This is a genomic window from uncultured Negativibacillus sp. (genome assembly GCF_944388365.1).
Classification (GTDB): domain Bacteria; phylum Bacillota; class Clostridia; order Oscillospirales; family Ruminococcaceae; genus Negativibacillus.
In genome coordinates this window covers 1-23020 of record NZ_CALXIN010000026.1, presented here as the reverse complement: position 1 = coordinate 23020, position 23020 = coordinate 1, and the positions used below count along the sequence as shown (strand labels likewise).

The window sequence follows — 23020 nt, the reverse complement described above, 5'->3', positions numbered from 1 at the left end:
TGCCTTTTTGGCATAAAAATCACCCCACTTGTTATTCAGTATACCATACTGTCTAACAAATGGGGTGCAGTTCAGTGGATGGTGGCTCTTTTTCAAAAGCGGTTATTTGGTGTAGTTGTCAAAGTAACCCTGAATCAGGATGATTGGAGTACCTTTGTCGCCCGAACCGGAGGTCAGGTCAGCAAGCGAACCGATCAGGTCGGTCAGTCTGCGTGGAGTGGTTCCCTGAGAAACCATCTGGCCCTTCAGATCGGCATCCTTGTTGCGGATGTAGTCGGAGATGGCGTCTTTGAGGGCATCGCCGCTCAGATCAGCAAAGTTGTTGTCTGCCAGATATTTCAGTTTTACTTCGTTTGGTGTGCCTTCCAAACCTGGAGTGTAGGCAGGAGAAACAACCGGATCTGCCAGCTCCCAGATCTTGCCGACTGGATCTTTGAAGGCACCGTCGCCATAGACCATGACCTCGATGTTTTTGCCGGTTTTTTCTTTCATCATTGCAGCAACTTTGGCAACAAACTGGTCGCAGTCCTTCGGGAACAGCTTGACGGTTTCTTCGGTTGCCTTGTTGGAGCCGAGCAGACCGTAGGTTGGATTGCAGCCGCTGTTGTTGACCGGTGCAGTCATGATGTCGTCCAGACCCAGAACGATCGAAGCACCTGCATTTTTCAGGATGCGTTTGGTTCTCTTTCTGGTGTGGATGTCGCAGCAGAGGACTTTGTCGGTGTAGTCCAGGATGGTTTTTGGATTGTTGGAGAGGATGATCTCTACCTCAGCGCCATTTTCGCGGATGAGCTGGGAATAGAACTCAATGTAGTCCACGCCGGTGAATGGATGCAGCACACGGCCGAATAGTTCACGGTATTTGGCTTCGGTCAAAACATCGCTCCATGGATTAACGCCCTTTTCGTCGAGCAGTTCCTCGTCGATCAGATGGTTGCCTACTTCGTCAGCAGGGAAGCTGAGCATCAGGACGATCTTCTTTGTACCTCTGGCAATGCCTTTGAGGCAGACAGAGAAGCGGTTGCGGCTGAGGATTGGGAAGATGACACCGATGGTCTCTCCGCCCAGCTTTGCTTTGACATCGGCAGCGATGTCGTCGATATGAGCATAGTTGCCCTGTGCACGGGCGACAACTGCCTCGGTGACAGCGACAACATCTTTGTCATGGAAGGAGAATCCTTCGCTCTGGCCTGCAGCCAGTACGGAATCGACAACGATCTGTGCCAGGTCGTCACCTTCGCGGATAATCGGCGCACGAACGCCTCTGGATACGGTACCTACCAGTCTTTCCATAAAATGACCCCTCTTTTTCACGTAAAATATTTTGTGGGAATGCGATAGCCCTTGTCCGGACCAGATACTTCTATTATAATGGAAGAAATAATATAAGTAAAATAAATAAATTAAATATGTTTGATAACTGCTACTTATTTTTAAAAGGAGGATACCCGTGGGCGGAAAACTGGAAAACTACCGCATCTTTTGCAAAGTGGCCCAACACCGAAGCTTTTCCTGTGCAGCACAGGAGCTGTACCTGTCCCAACCGGCGGTCAGCCAGTCGATACGGCAGCTGGAAGAACAGCTGGGGATACAGCTCTTTCTGCGAAACTGTAAACGAGTGGAGCTGACCGCCGAAGGTAAGCTCCTGTATGAGTACGCAAGCTCTGCACTGGGGTTGTTGGAGTCGGCGGAACAGCAGCTGAGCGGACTGCATCAGCTGCAGGTTGGACAGCTGCGTCTGGGAGCGGGAGATATGACCGCCCGTTACCTGCTGCTGTCAGGGTTGGAGCGGTTTCATCAGCTGTATCCGCAGGTGCACTTGAGCATCTACAACCGCACCAGTATGGGCAGTCTGGAGCTGCTGCGTGCCGGACGGATTGACGCGGCGTTTGTCAATCTGCCGATTGAGGACGAGCGCATCACCGTTCACTGGGAACATCCGATTCAGGATATTTTTGTAGCAGGGGAGAAGTTTGCCCATCTGAAAGGGAAAAAACTGAATGCGAGGGAATTAGCATCCCTGCCGCTGATTATGCTGGAACAGAAAGCCAACAGCCGATTGTATGTGCAGCGGTTTTTCCTGCGGAAAGGGATTGAACTCAAGCCGGAGATCGAGCTTGCGTCCTATGAGCTGATGGGGGAACTTGCCCGCATTAACCTGGGGCTGTCCTGTATGGTGCGGGAGTTTTGCAGCGAGGAGCTTTCCGGCGGAAAGATATTTGCATTGGAACTCAGCGACCCGATTCCACCGCGCAGCGTTGGAATGGTCAGTTTACGGGGCGTCAGCTTGTCGCCGGCAGCATCGAAGTTTCTGGAATTGCTAAGGTCGATGGAGTAAAAACTTTTGTTTTTCTTTTCCCTTTCCGTATGCTATAATATGCTCAAAAATATCTGCCAAAGAAAGGAAGTTAGTACCATGAAATGGGGAATTATCGGTGCAATGCCATCGGAAATTGCACTTTTAAAACAGCAGATGCAGGAGATTTGTGAGGTTCCGGTCGGTCGCCAGACCTTCTGGGAAGGTATCCTGTGCAATCAGGAGGTTGTTGTCTCTACCTGCGGCATTGGCAAAGTCAATGCTGCCATCACTGCACAGATGATGATCGACCGCTTTGGCGCACAGCGCATCATCAACACCGGTATCGCCGGCGCCGTTCACCACGATCTGAAGGTGCTGGATGTGGTCATCTCCCGCGAGCTGTGCTACCACGATTACAACGCGCGTTTCCTGCGCGATTATCCGCCGTATATTGATTCGATTCAGGCAAGTGATCTGATGATCGAATCTGCGGTCGAAGCATTTGAAGCAATCGACCACGGCTCCTCCTGCTGCTTTGTCGGCAAGATTGCAAGCGGCGACCAGTTCATCGACTCCTCCGAGGTAAAGAACAAAATTGTGGAGGAGCATCACCCGATGTGTGTCGAGATGGAAGGCGCTGCTATCGGTCATGCCTGCACCGTAAATGAGGTTCCGTTCGTCATCATCCGCACCATGAGCGACAATGCGGATGAGAATGCGGCTGATTCTGCTACTAATTTTGAAGAGGTCGCTGCAAAACATTCCGCAGGCATTGTTCTTGAAATGCTCTCCTCCTGCAAGGACTAATGTGCTGATCTGCTACATGAAAGGAAGATTTCCCATGAAACGAATCGAAAGTTTCTGCGTCAACCACGACAAGCTCAAACCTGGAATGTATGTTTCCCGTGTCGATGGTGACGCTATCACCTATGACATCCGCATGGTGGTTCCGAATGCCGGAACCTATCTGGAAAACGACGGTATCCACACCTTTGAGCACCTGTTTGCGACCTATGTCCGCAACACTGCCGACTCGGACAACATCCTCTATGTCGGACCGATGGGCTGCCGCACCGGCTTTTACTTTATCACCCGCGAGGGTATCTCCAAGGCCCGCGCCATCGAACTGGTGCAGGAGACCTGTGAATTTATCAAAAACTTTGAAGGAGAGATCCCAGGTTCCAGCCGCATCGAGTGCGGCAACTACCTCGACCACAGCCTGCCAAAGGCAAAGAAATATGCCGAGGATCTTGCCAAGACGCTCGCCGGCTGGACCGAGGAGAAGATGGTTTACGAATTATAGAAGTTGTCGCCTCTGTTATCAAGGACAATGACAAAATTCGGAATTTGAAAACCATTTTTCAAAACAGACAAATCGGAAACCGTTTTTTCGTCCTTTGTGAAGATTTTATTTTTTCACCGTGATAAATTCCCGAAAACAGATTGACAAAAAAGATAAAATATTATATAGTTAGACCGTCATGGGATACAAAGTTTATCAGAGGTTCCATGCAAATATTTCCTGACCACCCTAAACGAGGGTTAAAGGCCATACGGACAGCCGGGTCAACTGCCGCTCGGTGATGAAAGATCACCATTATTGATTGAGTTAAAAGCTCAAATTTTATAAGTTGGTTACTTTACAACCAGTGCGTGGATGCGTACATCAACTTGTGAAACGGTCAATAAGAGTAGTAAAAGTGAGTATTTGCTATATAGACTCTAAGGAACTTCTGTAATCCCAATGCCTTTTTCTGACCCTGTGTCGAAATCGGCTGCGCACAAAGACAAAAAGCGCAGCGACATAAAAATGGGATCTACAAACGCAAGTAATGTGCATCAATGCAGATTGCTTGCGTTTTTTGTTTTGTACGGATTTTGAAGAAAAGGAGCTGGGGTTATGGGTGAAAAATTAAAGCTGTACGGCTTTAACAATCTGACAAAAGCACTGAGTTTTAACATCTATGATGTCTGCTATGCCAAAACACCGCGTGAACAGCGGGATTACATCTCTTATATTGACAAACAGTACAATTCGGAGCGTCTGACCAATATCCTCACCACCCTGACCGATATGATCGGCGCACAGGTGCTCAACATTGCCCGTCAGGACTACGATCCGCAGGGTGCATCGGTCACCATTCTGATTGCAGAAGGGTCGATGATTCCGGTGGGAGAAACACAGCTTGCCCATCTGGATAAAAGCCATGTGACGGTGCACACCTACCCCGAATATCACCCGGAAACCTGTCTGGCAACCTTCCGTGTGGACATCGACGTTGCCACCTGCGGCGCTATCACGCCGCTGTCGACGCTCGATTACCTCATCAGCTCGTTTGATTCGGATATCATCACCATGGACTACCGTGTGCGCGGTTTTACCCGCGATGTCAACGGTCAGAAGCTGTTTTTGGACCACAAGATTACCTCGATTCAGGATTACATCAATCCTGAAACTCTGCGCAAATATGACGCAGTGGACATCAACGTCTATGACGCCAATATGTTTCACACCAAGATGATGCTCAAGGAGATCGACCTGCAAAACTACCTGTTTAAGACCGATGTCTACGAGCTTCCGCCCAAGACACGGCTGGAAATCATGAATAACCTGCGCCGCGAGATGATCGAAATCTTCAGCGAGCGAAATATTTACTAAACCTTCCTGCCGATGAGAACCGGCATGGAAAAATTACCGCAATTTCCCGGGCAATCGGCAAGGATTGTCCTTTGACTATAAGAGGTATCCAGTGAGGGATACCGTCTTGATTCGTTTTTAAAGGGGGTCACTGTATGAACCATCTCGATCAGAGCCGTGCTCCGATCTATGAGGCTCTTGAAAAATTTAGAAAGATGAGGGTTGTTCCCTTCGATGTTCCAGGACACAAGCGAGGCAGGGGAAATCCGGAACTGGTAGCTCTGCTCGGCGAAAAATGCGTCGGCATGGATGTCAACTCGATGAAACCGCTGGACAATCTGTGCCATCCGGTGTCGGTCATTCGGGAAGCCGAAGAACTGACAGCGGAAGCGTTTGGAGCGGCACACGCCTTTTTGATGGTCGGCGGTACCACCTCTGCGGTACAGGCAATGATCCTCTCGGTTGCAAAGCGCGGCGAAAAGATCATTCTGCCGCGAAATGTTCACCGCAGCGTCATGGGCGCCATGGTGCTGTGCGGCGCTGTTCCGGTCTATGTCAATCCGGAGTGCGATTCCCGACTGGGGATTCCTCTTGGCATGAAGGTTTCCGAGGTGGAAAAGGCGATCCTCGCAAACCCTGATGCCAAGGCGATTCTCGTCAACAATCCTACCTACTACGGTATCTGCTCCGACCTGCGCTCCATTGTTAAACTTGCCCATGAGCATGGGATGCTGTGCCTTGCCGATGAAGCGCACGGCACTCACTTCTACTTTGGAGAGAATATGCCGGTGTCCGCGATGGCTGCCGGCGCGGATATGGCGGCGGTGTCGATGCACAAATCGGGCGGCAGCCTGACCCAAAGCTCGGTGCTGCTGTGCGGACCTGCCATGCATGAGGGCTATGTCCGCCAGATCATCAACCTCACCCAGACCACCAGCGGTTCCTATCTGCTGCTTTCGAGTCTGGACATCTCCCGCCGAAACCTCGCACTGCGCGGCAAGGAAGCCTTTGCCGGTGTGGTAAGAATGGCAGAATATGCTCGCCGCGAGATCAACAACATCGGTGGATATTACGCTTATTCCAGAGAGCTGATCAACGGCGACAGCATCTATGATTTTGATGTGACCAAGCTGGCGGTCAATACACTGGACATCGGTCTTGCCGGTATCGAGGTTTATGATCTGCTGCGCGATGAGTACGACATCCAGATCGAATTTGGCGATCTGGGAAATCTGCTGGCCTATCTCTCCATCGGCGACCGAGAGCGCGATGTGGAACGTCTGGTCGGTGCGCTGTCCGAAGTGCGCCGCCGTTTCGGCAAGAAGGACAAGGCAAACCTGATGAAACAGGAATATATCGACCCTGAGGTTGCCGTTTCTCCGCAGGATGCTTTTTACGCCGACAAGGAGTCGCTGCCGCTTCGGGAGACCGAGGGCAGAGTCTGCAGCGAGTTTGTCATGTGCTATCCGCCAGGTATTCCGATTCTGGCTCCTGGTGAGCGCATCACCGGACCAATTCTTGATTATATTGAGTATGCAAAAGAGAAAGGCTGTTCGATGACCGGACCGGAAGATCCCGACATCCTGCGCCTGAATGTGCTGAAAGGAGTGTAAGACCTGGATGGAATTTTGGTTTTCTGAATTACAGACCCCGAATGTAAAGCTCTCAATCCGCGTGGACCGTCAGCTTTACAGCGGCAAAAGTGAGTTTCAGCGCATCGACGTCTTTGAATCTCCTGAATTTGGACGTTTCCTCACCCTCGACGGCTATATGATGCTGACCGAGAAGGATGAGTTTATCTATCACGAAATGATTACCCATGTTCCGATGGCAGTTCACCCTTGTGTCAAAAAGGTGCTGGTCATCGGCGCCGGAGATGGCGGCGTTGTCCGTGAGCTGACCCGTTATCCCGAGATTGAACATATCGACCTCGTTGAGATCGACGAGCTGGTGGTGGAGGTCTGCAAAAAATATCTGCCGCAGACGGCCTGCCGCTTTGACGATCCAAGGGTTCATATCCACTATGAGGACGGCTTAAAATTTGTCCGCACCTGTGAGGACGAATACGACCTGATTATTGTCGATTCCACCGACCCGTTCGGTCCAGGCGAAGGATTGTTCACCCGCGAATTTTACGGCAACTGCTATAAGGCGCTCAAAGAGGACGGCATCATGGTCAATCAGCACGAGAGCCCGTTCTATGATGAGGATGCCACTGCCTGCCAGCGGGCGCACAAGCGCATTGTCGAATCCTTCCCGATCAGCCGTGTCTATCAGGCACATATCCCGACCTATCCATCGGGACACTGGCTGTTCGGCTTTGCCTCTAAAAAATATCATCCGCTCAAGGACCTTGGAGAGGCACGCTGGAATCTGCGGGGACTTTCCTGCAAATATTACACGACGACATTACACAAAGGTGCATTTTATCTGCCCGCTTATGTAGAGGAGCTTTTGAAAGATGTTGAATAAAAACGTAGAAGTTTTCATGGGGTGCGACACCGGATGGCACTTTGCCTCCACCGTACTGTTTGGCGCACCGTTTGACGGTACCACCTCTTACCGCCCAGGAACCCGCTTTGGCAGCAGTGCCATCCGCCGCGAGTCCTACGGCATTGAAAGTTACAGCCCTTATCAGGATTTGGATCTTCTCGACAGCGCTGTTGTCGATATCGGCGACATCGAGCTGCCGTTTGGCAGCTCCGAGGCTGCGCTGGACGAGATCGAATCCCAGACCCGACGCATTCTGCACTCGCACAAGCGTCCATTTATGCTGGGCGGAGAACACCTGGTCACACTGGGAGCTTTCCGCGCAGTGCACGAAAAATATCCCGATGTGCACATCATCCACTTTGATGCCCATGCAGATTTGAGGGACGACTATCTTGGCGTGCAGCTTTCTCACGCCTGCGTCCTCCGACGCTGCTGGGAGCTTTGCGGAGATAACAAAATCTTTCAGTTTGGCATCCGTTCGGGTGACCGCGAGGAGTTTACCTGGGGCAAATCCCACGTCAAGACAAACCGTTTTGACTTTTCCACCCTCGAGGAGGTTGTGGAACAGCTCAAAGATAAACCGGTCTACTTTACCGTCGATCTGGATGTGCTCGATCCTTCCGTTTTTCCAGGCACCGGTACACCGGAGCCAGGTGGCGTCAGCTTTGACGAGCTTCGCCGTGCAGTGACACTGGTCTGCTCCAAGCTGCGCATCGTCGGCTGTGACGTCAACGAATTAAGCCCACACTATGACCAGAGCGGCGTTTCTACCATCGTCGCCTGCAAAATTGTCAGAGAGATGCTGCTTGCATTTCAGAAATAAAGATACTTGTCAGGAGGTAACACCATGGGAAAAGTTTTAATCATCGGCTGCGGCGGCGTCGCTTCCGTAGCAATCCACAAATGCTGCCAGAACAGCGAAGTTTTTGAGGAGATGTGCATTGCAAGCCGCACCAAATCGAAATGCGATGCGCTCAAGGAGAAACTCGAGGGCACCACAAAGACCAAAATCACCACTGCACAGGTTGACGCAAACAACGTTGACGAACTGATCGCCCTCATTAACAAAGAGAAACCAGACGTTGTTTTGAACCTTGCACTGCCATATCAGGATCTGACCATCATGGATGCCTGCCTTGCAACCAAGACCCACTATGTAGACACCGCAAACTATGAGCCGGAAGACACTGCAAAATTTGAGTACAGCTGGCAGTGGGCATACCGCGAGCGCTTTGAGCAGGCTGGCATTACTGCACTGCTGGGCAGCGGCTTTGATCCAGGTGTTACCAGCGTATTCTCCGCTTATGCGCTCAAACATGAGTTTGACGAAATCAACTACATCGACATCCTCGACTGCAACGGCGGCGACCACGGCTATCCGTTTGCAACCAACTTTAACCCAGAAATCAACATCCGCGAAGTTTCCGCAAAAGGTTCCTACTGGGAGGACGGTCACTGGGTAGAGACCGAGCCAATGGAAATCAAACGCGAATACAACTTTGACGGCGTTGGCCAGAAGGATATGTACCTGCTCCACCACGAGGAGATCGAGAGCCTTGCACTCAACATCCCTGGCATCAAACGCATCCGCTTCTTCATGACCTTCGGTCAGAGCTACCTGACCCACCTGAAATGTCTGGAGAATGTCGGCATGACCTCCATCGAGCCAATCATGTACGAAGGCAAGGAGATCATCCCGCTCCAGTTCCTGAAAGCTGTTCTGCCGGACCCATCCTCTCTGGGACCGCGCACCAAGGGCAAGACCAACATCGGCTGCATCTTCCGCGGCAAAAAGGATGGCAAGGACAAGACCTACTACCTCTACAACATCTGCGACCATGAGGAGTGCTACAAAGAAGTCGGCTCCCAGGCAGTTGCCTACACCACCGGTGTTCCTGCCATGATCGGCGCCATGATGGTTATGACCGGCAAATGGAACAAACCAGGCGTTCATAACATGGAGGAGTTTGATCCAGATCCGTTCATGGATGCACTCAACAAATGGGGCCTGCCATGGAAGGAAAACCGTGATCCGGTGCTGGTAGACTAATGGAAAAAATCTGCCTTTCTTCCTTTCCTACCCCTTATTTTCTGGTGGATGAACAAAGGCTTCGCAACAATCTTGCTGTTTTGCAGTCGGTGTGCCAGCGCACCGGCTGCAAAATTCTGCTGGCGCAGAAAGCCTTTTCAATGTATTCGACCTATCCCATCATCCGCGAGTATCTTGCCGGCACCACTGCCAGCGGACTGTATGAGGCAAAGCTCGGCCACGATTATTTTGGCGGCGAAACCCACGTTTTTTCTCCTGCCTACCGTGAACAGGAATTTGAAGAACTGCTCAACGTTGCCGACGATTTTGTCTTTAACTCTCCGCAGCAGCTGAGAAAATACGGACAGCGCGCCAAGGATGCGAGCAAATCGGTCGGACTGCGGGTGAATCCGGAATGTTCGACGCAGGAAGGTCATGCCATCTATGACCCTTGTGCGCCAGGTTCCCGCTTGGGAACAACCCTTGCAAACTTTGACGAATCGCTGCTGCCGCTGCTGGATGGACTGCACTTCCACACGCTGTGCGAGCAGAATTCGGACGACCTTCAAACGACCGCAGCTGCGTTTGAAGAAAAGTTCGGCAGCTATCTGCACGGCTTAAAGTGGGTGAACTTCGGCGGAGGTCACCACATCACCCGTCCTGACTACGACATCGAAACGCTTGTTTCGGTGATCGAGCACTTCCGCGATACCTACGGTGTACAGGTTTATCTCGAGCCTGGAGAAGCGGTGATCTATCATGCGGGATTCATGGTGACCAGTGTGCTGGAAACGCTGCACAACGGGATGGATATTGCCATCCTCGACACCTCGGCTGCCTGTCACATGCCGGACGTGCTGGAAATGCCGTACCGTCCGCCTCTCCGAAACAGCGGAGAAGCCGGCGAAAAGGCATACACCTATCGTTTGGGCGGCCCTACCTGCCTTGCAGGAGATATTATCGGAGATTATTCCTTTGATGCTCCTTTGCAGGAGGGCGACAAGCTGGTGTTTGAGGATATGGCGCTGTATACGATGGTCAAGACCAACACCTTCAACGGCATGCCGCTGCCTTCGATTGTATGGAGGGACAAGGACGGTCAGGGCTGGCTGGTCAAACAGTTTGGCTATGAGGATTTCTTCTCCCGACTGTAAGCAAATCTTGCCGCAGACGGCGGCACATGATAAAATGGATGCAGACACGACAAGTGTCCGCATCCGTTTTTTTATCTGTGGGATAAATAAGGGAAACAAAGCACGAGGGAGCATCGAAAAGCAGATGGAAGTTTTACAGACAGAACGTCTTTGCCTTCGGGCGTTTGAAGAAAAAGATCTGGAGGATTACTACGCCTATTGCAGCGATCCTGAAGTTGGAATCCATGGAGGATGGCCGCCGCATCAGAGTCGGGAACAAAGCAGAGAACAGCTGCAGCAGCTGATGGAACAGAAGAACAGCTGGGCGATCTGCCAAAAGGATACCGGCAGAAATATTGGACTGGTTGCCCTGCGGGAAGATATTCGCCGCCACCGCAGTCCCCAAAACTGCCGTGTACTCAGTTATCTGCTGGCACGACCATATTGGGGACAGGGCTTGATGACCGAGGCAGTGCAGGAGGTCCTGCGCTATGCCTTTGAAGAGATGGGATTGCAGCTGGTGAGCACCTACCGCTTTTCCTATAATCAGCGCAGTGGTCGTGTGATGGAAAAGTTGGGCTTTGTCCACGAAGGAACCCTGCGGCAATGTACCGAGCGCTTTGATGGGCAGCTGCTGGACGTCATGTGCTATTCGATGAACAGGGAGGAGTATGAACAATGGAAGCAGAAAAACAGTCGATAAAGACACTGTATACCCAGAGAATGGAGCTGCGCTCCTTTTCGATGGACGATCTGGACGAATTTCATGCGCTGTGCAGTCAGGAGGAAGTGATGCTGCCGGCAGGATTTTCGGTATCCAAGGATCGGGAGGAGAGCAAAAAGACGCTGGAGCAGTACAGCCAATGCCGGACGATGTGGGCAGTCTGCGATCGTACCAGCCATCGGCTGATGGGAGCGGCCTGGATGGACGGTGACCCGCTGCGCCGCCTGAAGATGAGCGAAGCCAGGATGATCGGGTACCTTTTTTCCAAGGAGTGCTGGGGAAAGGGATTTGCCACCGAATTAGGGGAGGAACTGCTGCGGTACGGCTTTGAGGAGTTGGGTTTGCTGCTGATCTGCGCAGGTTATTTTTCTACCAATCCTGCCAGCGGACGCGTGCTGCAAAAGCTCGGATTTACCGAGGAAATTTTCATGCGTGGAGCCTATCAATGTGCCGACGGAACCATTACCGACAACATCGACTGCTCCATCACACGGGAGGAATACTTCCAGAGAAAGGGAATCGAGCAGATCAAGACGCTTTCCACCGAGCGGCTGCTGCTGCGCGCCTTCACCATGGAGGACTTGCCTGATTTTTACGAATACTGCAAGGACCCTGACACCGGCATCCATGCCGGTTGGAAACCGCACGAAAGCATCGAGGAAAGCCGTGAGATTCTCCACCATTTTCTGGAGGAGCGCGAAGTCTGGGCAATCTGCGAAAAGCAGAGCGGCAAGGTGATCGGTTCGATCGGCCTGCACCATGACAGCAAACGCCGCCGCAACTTTGATGAGTGCCGCATGATGGGCTATGTGCTCTCCAAAGCGTATTGGGGACAGGGTCTGATGACCGAGGCGGCAAAAGAGGTGCTGCGCTATGCTTTTGAGGAATTGGGCTTGCAGATGGTAACCATCAGCCACTTTTCCTATAATCAGCGCAGCGCAAGGGTCATCGAAAAACTGGGCTTCCACCTGGAAGGAACGCTGCGCAAGGCATTTTTGCGCTACGATGGAAAACTGCTCGACGACGTCGGCTATTCGATGACCAAAGAAGAATATCAAACGATATACCATGGGGAGAAAAAATAAGATGCGCTATCAATATCTGTTATTTGATCTGGATGGAACCATCACCGACCCCAAGGTCGGCATCACCACCTGCGTACAGTACGCACTGGAACATTTTGGCATCCACGAGCCGGACACCAAAAAGCTGGAACCATTTATCGGACCGCCGCTGCAGGACAGCTTTGAGCAGTTTTATCAGATGGATGCTCAGACAGCAAAGCAGGCAGTCGCCAAATATCGGGAGCGTTTTCAGACGGTGGGACTGTATGAAAACGAAATTTATGAAGGAATGGCGGACCTGCTCAAAACGCTCAAGGAAGGCGGCTGCCGCCTGGCAGTGGCATCGAGCAAGCCGACCGTTTTTGTCAAGCGAATTCTGGAGCATTTTGATATAGAACAGTATTTTGATGTGGTGGTCGGCAGCGAATTGGACGGCACCCGCGTCAAAAAGGAGGAAGTCGTAGAGGAAGCGCTGCGCCGCCTGGACCCGAAGGGACAGGCATCCTCTGCACAGATGGTCATGATTGGTGACCGGTGCTTTGATGTACAGGGAGCAAAGGCACACCACCTCGACAGCGTCGGAGTTGCCTACGGCTATGCTGCTCCAGGAGAATTGGAGCAGGCGGGTGCAACCTATGTGGTCGATACAGTGCAGCAGCTCAGAGAGTTGTTGACAAGATAAGTATGGTAAATAAAAAAGTCCTTGTGCAACGCACAAGGACTTTTTTGTTAAGTTACATTTTTGCGAGAATATCAGCTTTTTTAGATTCATATTCTTTACTTGTTAATATTCCTTCATTATAAAGGTTTGAAAGATCACGAAGTTGGTCTATGTAATCTTTAGACGCAAAGGCATTATTTTGTGTAGGATTTTCATTTATAATTGTATTCTTCTCTTGCTTTTTTATAATAGCGATAATAGTAGAATACAGTAATTCTGCAGTTTGCCATTTTTGTTTATAAAAATTCTCTTCTTTAGAATGAGCAGATTGAAATAAGACTATTGTATGTAGAGGATGCTTAATGTCATCGGTTCTAATTTTGATAGAAAGTTGTTTAACGATATTGGTTTGTGGACTTGTAGTAGCACCTACAATGGCTCCAGTAGTACCTGCTATTATACCACCAATAACAGCTCTTTTTATTCCATCTTTCATAATAGTAGAATTATCTTGACAGATTTCACATTCAACTATAGAGGAAAAAGGTATATGGTCTACATATGTGGTTGAAAGATTATATATAACGATAGATTGACTATTTTCATCAATAGCTAGAGTATACGATTCGTTAATAGGAATGGTTCTAGTTGCTTTGAAACCAAGTGATGAGAATTTGTCATCGAGATCTCTTTTTAACTCAGTTTGTGTAAGTGTTGTATCAGGCATAAAAAATTGGAAGTAGAGAGAAGCAAAGAAACCAAGTATACAGATAAGGAGAAAAATCAAACCTATAGCGATAAATACTGTCATATTTGAACTCCGATCATAAAACGTCTATAAAAATAGTATGACAGATTAGATATACAAAGTCAAGATTTAAAATAGAGTATTATCTATAAAATAAAGGAATCCTCTAATATTGAATTACCCCAGTTAGTACAAGCAGCACAAACTGAGGTAATTCAATAGCGTATAATGATTTCTTTATTTTATATTCAGAGACGAACAAGAAATTACCTGATAAATCTCTTCTTCCGGATGCTCCGGCAGCTTGCCGCAGCACAATTCCTGATTGCCGCCGCCTTTGCCGTTTAAGGCTTTGTTCAAATGCTGGCTGAGTGCCCGCAGGTCACAGGCAGCATCCTTTGCGCGGCACAGTGCATAGGAAATGGTGCCGTTCTGCTGGGAGAACAGTGCGCCGACCGTCTTTTCATTTGCTGCAATCTGGGCAGCGAAGGCTTTGAGATCGTCGGCAGAAAGGGAGTTGTCTATCACGAACACCAGCTTGTCCTCACCAAAGCTTTCGGCGTTTTCACACAGCTGTTTTGCAAGCAGAGTAAAGAGCTGGCGATTTTTGGCGGCCAGTGCCTGTTTTTTCTCGGCAAGCTCCGCCTTTAATTTTTCGACGTTGGAAAAAGCATCCTGTGGTTTGCAGGAGAGGGAAACGCAGATGTTTTTTAAGCTCTGGCACTTGTCCGCACAGTCGGCAAGTGCTGCTGCGCCGCACAAAAAGCTGACTCTTGTGCCGCCTTTGTAGCGCTGAACATCCAAAATCTTGAGCAGGCCGATCTCGCCGGTGTGGGCGACATGGGTGCCGCAGCAGCCGCACCAGTCGCAATCCTGCACCTCGACCACGCGCAGGTGGTCGACCTCCGGCTTTTTGCGCAGAGGAATGTTTGGTAATGCCTCTTTGTCAGGGTAGCTGACAAAGACAGGACGGTTTTCGCAGATGATGGCGTTGACCTTGGCTTCCAGTTGGTGTGCCTGTTCCGGAGTGATCTCTCCATCGAGGTCGATGGTGTTGAACTCGTGTCCCATGTGAAAGCCTACGTTGTGCAGTCCCATTTCTTTTAAGATGACGCCCGATAGGATGTGTTCGCCGCTGTGAATCTGCATATTAGCAAATCGAGGAGCAAAATCAATCGCCGCACAGACGCTGCATCCCACCTCCAAGGGCTTGTCGCACAGATGGAAGATTTGTTCTCCCTGTTCGTAGGTGTAGAGCACACGCACAGATTCATTTCCTGCGGTAATGGTGCCGACGTCCGCGGGCTGTCCGCCGCCTTCTGGGAAGAAGCAGGTGCGGGAAAGCTCGACAGCAAAGCCTTCGATGCCGTTTTTCTTGGCTGGTGTACAGGAGAGTACCTCTGCTTCACAGGTTTTGACATAGCTGTTTAAGTCGTACAGTTTTTCGGTCATGGCAGTTCCCCCGATTATTTTGCAGCCGGCAAAAAGCCGATTTTCTTATAAACTTTGTCGAGGGTGCGCTGGGAGATGGACAGTGCTTTTTCTGCACCCTCCTTGTAGCAGCTTTCCAGGTAGGCTTTGTCGTTCATCAGGCGATTGTATTCCTCCTGAATCGGGCGCAGTTCTGCAGCAACCGCTTCACCGACAGCCAGTTTAAAGTCACCATAGCCTTTTCCGGCAAAATCGTTCTGGATTTCCTCAAAGGTTTTTCCGGTAACCGAGCTGTAAATGGACATCAGGTTGTTGATACCGTCCTTGCCTTCGCGGTAGACGATCTCAGCCTCGGAGTCGGTGACAGCGCTCTTGAATTTTTTGATGATGGTTTCCGGCGGGTCGAGCAGGAAGATGGTTGCTTTGACGTTCTCGTCGGATTTGGACATCTTCTTGGTCGGGTCAGCCAGCGACATGATTCTTGCGGAAGTTTTTGGAATGTATGCCTCCGGAACGTGGAATACGTTGCCGTACAGACCATTGAAGCGGTTTGCGATGTCGCGGGTCAGTTCCAGATGCTGTTTCTGGTCAGCGCCGACAGGAACCAGGTCGGTCTGATACAGCAGGATGTCTGCTGCCATCAGGGAAGGATAGGTGAACAGTCCGGCGTTGATGTTGTCGGCGTGTTTGGCGGATTTGTCCTTAAACTGGGTCATACGGGACAACTCGCCGAACTGAGTGTAGCAGTTTAATACCCAGGCGAGTTCTGCATGGGTTTTGACGTGGCTCTGGATGAAGGCGATGCTCTTTTTTGGGTCGATGCCGCAGGCGAGCATCAGAGCGTAGGCGGAGAGGGTGTTTTTCTTCAGTGCCTGTGGGTCCTGACGGATGGTGATGGCGTGCTGGTTGACGATACAGTAAGCGCAGTTGTATTCGTCCTGAAGCTTGCCCCAGTTTTTAACGGCACCCAGGTAGTTGCCAAGGGTGAAGGCGCCGCTGGTTGGCTGGATGCCGGAGAAGATAACAGGTTTGCGTTCCGGTTTTGGAGCGGTGTTGGTAGTTGTGTTTTCCATGATTGTGACCTCCTGATTGTATGAAAGATAGAAAAGTTTTTGAGTTCATTGACTGATTTTGCGCCGAAGGCGAACAGAAGTTTTCGTCCACCTTTTTCAAAAGGTGGCGGATTCCAAAGGCAGCGCCTTTGGTCGCCTTCCGCAGAAGGCGAAATACCCCAAAACAACAACATAATAAAAATAAAAAACGATAGAGGCTGCAAAGCGGTTTCGATGCTGTGGTGCGAGAGCACCGTTTCCCGAAGGGAAACCTGATAAACTCCTGAATGGTTTATTATACAGTAGTGTACCACACAAATCGAAAATGCTTCCTACCGTCAAAAATCATCCACCGGATAATTTTTGAGGGATAGATTGTTCTTGCAATCAGTTTTTGGACCCCTTTTCACTTGCAAAAGGGGGTCCAAACCCCCGAAAATGCGCCTGACGATAAGAGCTTTCGTACTCTGAGGAGTGCGACCAAAGGCTTCGCCTCTGGACACCACCACCTTTTGAAAAAGGTGGACGAAAACTTTTATTTGCCTTCGGCGCGAAGTCTTTTTGTTTTGCACAAACAAAAAATCCCCATTTCCCGACCGTCTGGTCAGAAAACAGGGACAAGAGCTTTTTCTCCTGCGGTGCCACCCAAGTTGGTTTTTTTACAAAACCCGCCTTACAGGATCGGGAATTTATTCCGAATCCGTTCTGCCGGATAACGGTGCAGATGCCGTCGGCGCCTACTGAAACTGCCGTTTTGTTCGGGCCGCCCTCCTAAGTCCATTCAAAACAACCACTGCCGCGGCGCTCTCAGCTCTGCGCCGCTCTCTGAGGACAGATTTTGCTGTTTTTACTCCTCTTATTCATCGGTTTAGCTATGAAATTGTCTTAATGATACCCCAAACCATACAAAATGTCAACACCGCCCAAAACGGCGCGAGTGCTGTATACATGGACAAAAAACAGGCAGTGCGGCAAAGATTCTGACGGGAAAACGGACAGAACCGAAAACCTGCACAAAGCCTGTCCGAAGGGCACACGAAGGCACATGATTCGCTAAAGTTACGGAAGGACAAACGACAATCTATTCCTATGCAGAGTGCTATCCTTTTATTCATAAACCAAAGAAAAACAGGACGGGTAAGTTCCAGGATTTACCCTCTCAGATGAATAAAGGAGGAAGCAGGATGAAAAACAGAACAGACTTTGTCAACATCGGCTGGAAGGAACAGCTGACTCAGCAGCTGCGCACCTATCGGGATGGCCTTCAAACGCTGCTGTGGGGCGTTCTGGGATTGGTGGTTGGACTGGGAAACATGATGCTGGAAGTCTCTCCTTTTGGAGCAGCATTGTGTGCAGCGGTACCGCTGCAGCACCTGCTGCCCGCGGCCATCGGAAGTGCCGCCGGCAGCCTGCTGCTTTCCAGCCTTTCCCAGCTGGGAGGAGCGCACGTTTTCACGATTAAATATGCTGCCGCCATCATTTTGATTGCAGCAGCGCGCAAAACATTAGAAAACAATAATCTTCTGGGAGGATGGGTGGAGCAGCGCTGGATCAGTGCGCCGCTGCTTGCCTTTGCAGGGATGTTGCTGCCCTCTCTGGCTGTATTGTTTGCAGCGCCGTTTACCATGTATAACCTGGTTATGGCTTTTGCAGAGGCAACACTGGCGGGAGCCTGCGCCTATTTTCTTTCCCGCAGCATCTCGGTTTTTGCACTGGGACAGGGAATGTTCACTCTGCAGCGTGCAGATATGGTCAGTGTGGTGCTGACCGGAGCGGTGCTGATTGTCTCCTTGAGCAATGTGACGCTGGGCGGAATTTCGCTGGGACGGCTGATTGCAGCAGCGGTGGTGCTCATCTGTGCGCTGATCGGTGGAGAACGCTGGGGCGCAGTTGCAGGCATCGTCTGTGGGACAGCGGTCAGTGCAGCCTTGTTTCCCAAGATGCAGCTGCTGGGGATTTATGCGCTGGCTGGACTGGCTGCCGGAGTGTTTTCCGGTTTGGGACGGTTTGGCTGTGCCGGAGGGTACGCCATGACCTTCGGCGCACTCAGCGTCATCACGGCGACACCGCCGGTACTGCCGCTGTTGTATGAGACGCTCATCACGACGGTGGGACTAATGCTGCTGCCGTCCAGGGCGATTCAGGCGCTGCGAACGCGCATCTTCCGCGTGCCGGCAAACAGTGCGGACAAAAGTGTGCGCAGATTGATGTTGGATCGGCTGGAGGATGCCTCCCAGGCGCTGCGGGAGATCGCCCAGACAACTCAGCTGGTTTCCCAAAAGCTGGATGCGGCCCGCGCTGGCAGCATCGAACAGGTGTACGACCATGCCGTCGATCAGGTCTGCCGCAAATGCGGGCTGAAGATGCGGTGTTGGCAGCAGGAATATGGGGACAGCGCCAATGTGTTCAATCAGCTGACTTCGGTTCTGCGGCAGAAAGGAAGCGTGTGCGCCGAGGACTTTGCTTATCCGCTCTCCGCCCGATGCAACCGGCGCGAACAGCTGTGTCAGGAAATCAACAGCGGTTATCAGCAGTTGACGGCAAAGGAGGGAATCAGCCGCAAGGTCTCGCGGGTTCGTTCGGTGGTGACCGATCAGTTTGAAGGGCTGGCGCAGCTGTTGAGCGGACTGGGAGAGGAGCTGGGAGGTATTTCCAGCAACGAGGAACAGACGATGGCGCGAGTGATGGACTATCTGGAGGAAAGCCGCCAGCGGGCTCAGCGGGCGGACTGTTATCGGGATGAGCAGGGAAGGCTGTTTGTACAGCTCGATTTTGCGGTACATAAGGAGGCGACGATGGATGTTGAACAGATGACCAGGGAGCTGTCGAGGATATGTGACTGTGAGTTTGACCTGCCGCAGCGCACATTGCTTCGAGAGGAAGGTACACAGGGTCAGCTGGTACGGTTTAGCTTTCGGGAACAGGCGATGTATCAGGTGGAGTTTGCAAGCAGCCAGCATATCTGTCAGGGATATCGCACCTGCGGAGACGCCTGCCAGAGCTTTACCGACCGTCGGGCGATCGCTCACATGGTGCTGTCCGACGGAATGGGCAGCGGCACAGCGGCGGCGGTGGATTCCAACATGACCGTTTCGCTGCTTACCAAGCTGATTGACGCAGGAGTCAATTACAGCGCTGCACTCAAGATCGTCAATTCCGCACTGCTGGTCAAATCAGGGGAGGAATCGCTTTCCACCATCGACATCACCGCCATTGATCTGTATACCGGACAGGCCTCCTTCTTCAAGGCAGGTGCAGCTCCGACCTTTGTTCGCCGAGGCAAGAGGACCGGCTCGGTCGAGTCCGCTTCACTGCCGGCAGGGATTCTGACCTCGGTGGAATTTGAAAAGAGCGGTATCCGATTGAGCAGCGGAGATTTGGTTGTGATGGTGTCCGACGGAGCAGTTTCCAGCGGTACCGACTGGATTCGGGCATCGGTGGAACATTTTGGAGAGAAGGACGACCTTCAGTCGCTGTGCGATGACATCGCAACGACCGCGCGGCTGCGGCGAAACGATGAGCATGACGATGATATCACAGTGATGGCGTGCAGAGTGAAGGATGCTGTCCTCTAAAAATATGAATAATTTTTGAACTTTGCGGAAAGGAGTGTAGCAATTTAACCGTTTGAGGCGTTTTATCCATAGAACGAGAAACGCTCCCCTTTGTTAAGAATAGATTCACCACAACAAAAAGGCGCAGAAGGTCAAATTGGCCATTCTGCGCTTTTTTGTTCCTGTTTTGCAGGGAAATCGAGAGGAAACGGTAAAGTTCCTGTAAAGATTCTATCGAAATAAAATCGTTTTTTTGTATAGTTTGTACAGGCACCTCCCATTTTATTCTACGCTGCAATCGTGTAATTTCTACATTTTTATATTGAAAATCATAAAAGAATTTATTATAATTGAATAGTAATACGCCGCCAGCTCGCTTGACAGCAGGTGGATTGGCGTAGCGCGAACATGAAAGGGGCGATACTCTATGAAACAATATCTCGCAGCAAGGATTCGAAACATTGCACTCACCGGTCACAGCGATTCCGGTAAAACTTCATTGACAGAGGCTCTGCTGTATAAAGCAGGCGCTACCGATAGATTGGGAAAAGTATCTGAGGGAAACACAGTCAGCGACTATGATCCAGAAGAGGTCAAACGTCAGGTTTCTGTTTCTGTATCGGTTGCTCCGTTTGCATGGGGCAGCACCAAGATCAATTTGATCGACACACCAGGATTGTTCGATTTTGCAGGTGAGACCGCAGAGGGCGTACGTGCAGCAGAAAGTCTGCTGATTGCCGTATCCGGTAAGGACGGCGTGGACGTCGGCACAGAAAAGGCCTACAAGATGGCCAAAGATGCTTCCAAAGCAACCATGTTCTTCGTTTCTAAATTGGATGCCGACCACTCTGATTTCTATAAAGTATTTGAAGAGCTGAAAGCTACCTTCGGTCCGACAGTATGTCCGATCGTTGTTCCATACGTTGAAGATCATCAGGTAAAGAGCTACATCAACCTCATCGACATGAAAGCATACAGCTATGACGACAAGGGCGAACCACACGAGGTAGAGATGCCGGACTTTGGTCATCGTCTGGACGGTCTTACCGCAGCGGTTTCTGAAGCGGTTGCTGAGACCGACGAAGCACTGTTTGAGAAATACTTCTCCGGTGAACAGTTTACCCGTGATGAGATCATCCGCGGCGTTCATACCGGTGTTACCAACGGTTCCATCTCGCCAGTTCTGTGCGGATGCTCCACCAACCTCCAGGGCATCGACATGCTGCTCGACTGCATCGTTGATCTGCTGCCATCCCCATGGGAGAAAGGCTCGGAAGTTGCAGTGGATGCTGACGGCGAACCGGTAGAGGTTGTCTGCACCGACGAAGCTCCTCTGGCAGCTTATGTATTTAAGACCATCGCAGACCCGTTCATCGGCAAACTGTCCTATGTTAAGGTTATCTCCGGTAAACTTTCTGCCAGCGATGCACCAGTTAACTCCAGAACCGGTCAGCCGGAACGTCTGGGCAAACTGATTTATGTCTGCGGCAAAAAGCAGGAGGATACCGCCTACATCACCGCTGGTGATATCGGTGCAGTGACCAAACTGTCCGCAACACAGACCGGCGACGCACTGTGCGATCCAAAGAAGGTTGTTTCCTTCGATCCAATCAACTTCCCGAAACCATGTCTGACCATGGCAATCAAGGTAGAAGCTAAAGGCGACGAGTCCAAGATTGCTTCCGGTCTGCAGAGACTGATGGAAGAGGACCCAACCGTTTCCTATGAAAACAATGCAGAAACCCACCAGCAGCTGGTATCCGGCTTAGGCGAACAGCATCTGGATGTACTGGTTTCCAAACTCAAGAATAAATTCGGCGTTTCCGTTTCTCTGGAAGTTCCGCGTGTTGCTTACCGCGAGACCATCCGCAAGAAGGTCAAAGTTCAGGGTAAACATAAGAAACAGTCCGGTGGTCACGGTCAGTTCGGTGACGTTTGGATCGAATTTGAGCCAACCGTCGGCGATGGCCTGGTATTTGAAGAAAAGGTATTCGGCGGTGCTGTTCCGAAGTCCTTCTTCCCAGCCGTTGAAAAAGGCTTGCAGGACTGCGTAAAACACGGTGTTCTGGCAGGTTATCCGGTTGTTGGTCTGAAGGCTACGCTGGTTGACGGTTCCTACCATCCGGTAGACTCCTCCGAAATGTCCTTCAAGATGGCTGCTTCCATCGCTTACAAGAACGGTATGCCGGATGCATCCCCTGTACTGCTCGAGCCAATCGGCAACCTGAAGGTTTGCGTTCCAGATTCCAATACCGGCGATATCATCGGTGATCTGAACAAACGCCGCGGCAGAGTTCTGGGTATGAATCCAACCGCAGACGGTCTCCAGGAGATCGAGGCAGACGTTCCAATGAGCGAGATGAGCGACTTTGCAACTGCAATCCGTTCGATGACTCAGGGACGCGGTTACTTCACCTTTGAGTTTGCCCGCTATGAGCAGCTGCCATCCAACCTCGAAGCAAAAGTAATCGAAGAAGCAAAGAAATTTGCAGGCGAGGAATAATCATTTATTGCTGAAAGTTAAGGTGTCTCCGTTGCCAAGAAGGTGCGGGGACACCTTCTTTTCTTTGCATAGAAAAGAGGACAAAATATGTTTCATATTTGTCCGACTAAAAGAAAAGTGCTTGGTTTCGTCGCAGAGGCGGGTAATAAGAGGACAAAAAATCAATCATCAAATCACGGGAGGTGTCGTTAATGAGAAAATTCTTTTATGCTTTTTCCCTTATTTTTCCATGGCTGGTTTTGGGAGGGATTGTATTAGCCTTTTTCACTGGTTATATTCCCGCTCAATTTGTTCCATTATTTTCAGGGATAATTCTTCTTCTGTCTTTTTTACAAGTTCTATGGAAAAAGTATAAAAATCCTAAGCAAAAACTAGGCTGGATCGAATACCTTGAGCTGATATTTTATCCACTGGTTTCGCTGCTTTCTTTTTACACCTTCTGGCTGCAAATTTCTAAATAAAAATACAGGAGGGGATCAATCTGATGAGCAGACTTATTTCCATCCTCTATCTGCTGATTACACTGCTGGCTGTGTTGATTTTGTTTACAGATTGGATTCCGGAACACTTTATCTTTTTGTTTATCGGGATTGGCTCTTTCGCTTCCTGCATAGAGGATATTTGGGAATGGAGAAAAAAACCGAACCTTCCGCTTTCTTCCTTTGACAGGTTTATGAAGATCAGCCATTTT

Annotated in this window: 20 protein-coding genes and 1 other annotated feature; of the genes, 16 read left to right on the top strand and 4 right to left on the bottom strand. The window is 50.6% G+C overall.

Features of this window, described 5'->3' with window-relative positions; translation table 11 throughout:
• Positions 1-102 precede the first annotated feature (102 nt).
• Positions 103-1293, bottom strand: coding sequence for a coenzyme F420-0:L-glutamate ligase (locus Q0L39_RS05570; RefSeq protein ID WP_296627404.1), 1191 nt, complete (start codon positions 1291-1293; stop codon positions 103-105).
• A 157-nt stretch (positions 1294-1450) separates the two neighbouring features.
• Here Q0L39_RS05570 and Q0L39_RS05565 point away from each other — a divergent pair, with 157 nt between their 5' ends.
• The 12 genes from Q0L39_RS05565 (at position 1451) to Q0L39_RS05510 (ending at position 13062) form a co-directional block, all read left to right on the top strand.
• Positions 1451-2338 (top strand): LysR family transcriptional regulator, encoded by an 888-nt coding sequence (locus Q0L39_RS05565; RefSeq protein ID WP_296627402.1) that lies wholly within the window; start codon positions 1451-1453, stop codon positions 2336-2338.
• Positions 2339-2416: 78 nt separating this feature from the next.
• Positions 2417-3106 (top strand): 5'-methylthioadenosine/adenosylhomocysteine nucleosidase, encoded by a 690-nt coding sequence (locus tag Q0L39_RS05560; RefSeq protein WP_296627401.1) that lies wholly within the window; start codon positions 2417-2419, stop codon positions 3104-3106.
• Between the two features lie 34 nt (positions 3107-3140).
• Positions 3141-3602, top strand: a complete 462-nt coding sequence (locus Q0L39_RS05555) for an S-ribosylhomocysteine lyase (protein ID WP_296627399.1) — start codon at positions 3141-3143, stop codon at positions 3600-3602.
• 597 nt (positions 3603-4199) lie between these two features.
• Positions 4200-4958, top strand: coding sequence for an adenosylmethionine decarboxylase (gene speD, locus Q0L39_RS05550; RefSeq protein WP_296627398.1), 759 nt, complete (start codon positions 4200-4202; stop codon positions 4956-4958).
• A 134-nt stretch (positions 4959-5092) separates the two neighbouring features.
• Positions 5093-6550, top strand: coding sequence for an aminotransferase class I/II-fold pyridoxal phosphate-dependent enzyme (locus Q0L39_RS05545; RefSeq protein ID WP_296627396.1), 1458 nt, complete (start codon positions 5093-5095; stop codon positions 6548-6550).
• A gap of 7 nt (positions 6551-6557) precedes the next feature.
• The gene (gene speE / locus Q0L39_RS05540) at positions 6558-7409 is read left to right on the top strand and encodes a polyamine aminopropyltransferase (protein ID WP_296627395.1); all 852 of its coding nucleotides are present in this window, start codon (positions 6558-6560) and stop codon (positions 7407-7409) included.
• Complete coding sequence (gene speB / locus Q0L39_RS05535) at positions 7399-8253, top strand: agmatinase (protein WP_296627393.1); 855 nt, start codon at positions 7399-7401, stop codon at positions 8251-8253. The genes speE and speB overlap by 11 nt, the downstream gene beginning before the upstream one ends.
• A 24-nt stretch (positions 8254-8277) precedes the next feature.
• Positions 8278-9480: a saccharopine dehydrogenase family protein gene (locus Q0L39_RS05530; RefSeq protein WP_296627392.1), complete on the top strand. Its 1203-nt coding sequence runs from the start codon at positions 8278-8280 to the stop codon at positions 9478-9480.
• Positions 9480-10613 (top strand): carboxynorspermidine decarboxylase, encoded by a 1134-nt coding sequence (nspC, locus tag Q0L39_RS05525; protein WP_296627390.1) that lies wholly within the window; start codon positions 9480-9482, stop codon positions 10611-10613. The genes Q0L39_RS05530 and nspC overlap by 1 nt, the downstream gene beginning before the upstream one ends.
• Positions 10614-10737: 124 nt before the next feature.
• On the top strand, positions 10738-11295 hold the full coding sequence (locus tag Q0L39_RS05520; protein ID WP_296627389.1) for a GNAT family protein: 558 nt from the start codon (positions 10738-10740) through the stop codon (positions 11293-11295).
• Complete coding sequence (locus Q0L39_RS05515; protein WP_296627387.1) at positions 11271-12401, top strand: GNAT family N-acetyltransferase; 1131 nt, start codon at positions 11271-11273, stop codon at positions 12399-12401. Before Q0L39_RS05520 ends, Q0L39_RS05515 begins: the two co-directional genes overlap by 25 nt.
• A gap of 1 nt (position 12402) precedes the next feature.
• Positions 12403-13062 (top strand): HAD family hydrolase, encoded by a 660-nt coding sequence (locus Q0L39_RS05510; RefSeq protein ID WP_296627385.1) that lies wholly within the window; start codon positions 12403-12405, stop codon positions 13060-13062.
• Between the two features lie 52 nt (positions 13063-13114).
• Here the strand turns inward: Q0L39_RS05510 and Q0L39_RS05505 are convergent, their stop codons facing one another.
• The 3 genes from Q0L39_RS05505 to trpS all read right to left on the bottom strand — a co-directional run bounded on the left by Q0L39_RS05505 (position 13115) and on the right by trpS (position 16293).
• On the bottom strand, positions 13115-13852 hold the full coding sequence (locus tag Q0L39_RS05505) for an SHOCT domain-containing protein (RefSeq protein ID WP_296627384.1): 738 nt from the start codon (positions 13850-13852) through the stop codon (positions 13115-13117).
• Between the two features lie 174 nt (positions 13853-14026).
• Positions 14027-15241, bottom strand: a complete 1215-nt coding sequence (locus tag Q0L39_RS05500; RefSeq protein ID WP_296627382.1) for a DHHA1 domain-containing protein — start codon at positions 15239-15241, stop codon at positions 14027-14029.
• Positions 15242-15255: 14 nt separating this feature from the next.
• Entirely contained in the window at positions 15256-16293 is a 1038-nt protein-coding gene (gene trpS, locus Q0L39_RS05495; protein WP_296627380.1) for a tryptophan--tRNA ligase, read from the bottom strand.
• A gap of 589 nt (positions 16294-16882) precedes the next feature.
• Positions 16883-17145: a binding site (T-box leader), on the bottom strand.
• A 311-nt stretch (positions 17146-17456) separates the two neighbouring features.
• Here trpS and Q0L39_RS05490 point away from each other — a divergent pair.
• From Q0L39_RS05490 to Q0L39_RS05475, 4 genes are all read left to right on the top strand, one after another.
• Positions 17457-19847 (top strand): SpoIIE family protein phosphatase, encoded by a 2391-nt coding sequence (locus Q0L39_RS05490; RefSeq protein WP_296627379.1) that lies wholly within the window; start codon positions 17457-17459, stop codon positions 19845-19847.
• Between the two features lie 406 nt (positions 19848-20253).
• Entirely contained in the window at positions 20254-22329 is a 2076-nt protein-coding gene (fusA, locus tag Q0L39_RS05485) for an elongation factor G (RefSeq protein WP_296627377.1), read from the top strand.
• 191 nt (positions 22330-22520) lie between these two features.
• Complete coding sequence (locus tag Q0L39_RS05480) at positions 22521-22790, top strand: hypothetical protein (RefSeq protein WP_296627375.1); 270 nt, start codon at positions 22521-22523, stop codon at positions 22788-22790.
• A gap of 23 nt (positions 22791-22813) precedes the next feature.
• Positions 22814-23020, top strand: a 207-nt coding sequence (locus tag Q0L39_RS05475; RefSeq protein ID WP_296627374.1) for a hypothetical protein, incomplete at its 3' end; no start/stop codon positions are given.

Coding starts and splice junctions, on each gene's coding strand:
- Q0L39_RS05480 (WP_296627375.1), top strand. CDS start 22,521: ATGAGAAAATTCTTTTATGCTTTTTCCCTTATTTTTCCATGGCTGGTT.
- Q0L39_RS05490 (WP_296627379.1), top strand. CDS start 17,457: ATGAAAAACAGAACAGACTTTGTCAACATCGGCTGGAAGGAACAGCTG.
- speE (WP_296627395.1), top strand. CDS start 6,558: ATGGAATTTTGGTTTTCTGAATTACAGACCCCGAATGTAAAGCTCTCA.
- Q0L39_RS05560 (WP_296627401.1), top strand. CDS start 2,417: ATGAAATGGGGAATTATCGGTGCAATGCCATCGGAAATTGCACTTTTA.
- Q0L39_RS05515 (WP_296627387.1), top strand. CDS start 11,271: ATGGAAGCAGAAAAACAGTCGATAAAGACACTGTATACCCAGAGAATG.
- fusA (WP_296627377.1), top strand. CDS start 20,254: ATGAAACAATATCTCGCAGCAAGGATTCGAAACATTGCACTCACCGGT.
- nspC (WP_296627390.1), top strand. CDS start 9,480: ATGGAAAAAATCTGCCTTTCTTCCTTTCCTACCCCTTATTTTCTGGTG.
- Q0L39_RS05510 (WP_296627385.1), top strand. CDS start 12,403: ATGCGCTATCAATATCTGTTATTTGATCTGGATGGAACCATCACCGAC.
- Q0L39_RS05530 (WP_296627392.1), top strand. CDS start 8,278: ATGGGAAAAGTTTTAATCATCGGCTGCGGCGGCGTCGCTTCCGTAGCA.
- Q0L39_RS05500 (WP_296627382.1), bottom strand. CDS start 15,241: ATGACCGAAAAACTGTACGACTTAAACAGCTATGTCAAAACCTGTGAA.
- Q0L39_RS05570 (WP_296627404.1), bottom strand. CDS start 1,293: ATGGAAAGACTGGTAGGTACCGTATCCAGAGGCGTTCGTGCGCCGATT.
- trpS (WP_296627380.1), bottom strand. CDS start 16,293: ATGGAAAACACAACTACCAACACCGCTCCAAAACCGGAACGCAAACCT.
- speB (WP_296627393.1), top strand. CDS start 7,399: ATGTTGAATAAAAACGTAGAAGTTTTCATGGGGTGCGACACCGGATGG.
- Q0L39_RS05545 (WP_296627396.1), top strand. CDS start 5,093: ATGAACCATCTCGATCAGAGCCGTGCTCCGATCTATGAGGCTCTTGAA.
- Q0L39_RS05505 (WP_296627384.1), bottom strand. CDS start 13,852: ATGACAGTATTTATCGCTATAGGTTTGATTTTTCTCCTTATCTGTATA.
- Q0L39_RS05520 (WP_296627389.1), top strand. CDS start 10,738: ATGGAAGTTTTACAGACAGAACGTCTTTGCCTTCGGGCGTTTGAAGAA.
- speD (WP_296627398.1), top strand. CDS start 4,200: ATGGGTGAAAAATTAAAGCTGTACGGCTTTAACAATCTGACAAAAGCA.
- Q0L39_RS05555 (WP_296627399.1), top strand. CDS start 3,141: ATGAAACGAATCGAAAGTTTCTGCGTCAACCACGACAAGCTCAAACCT.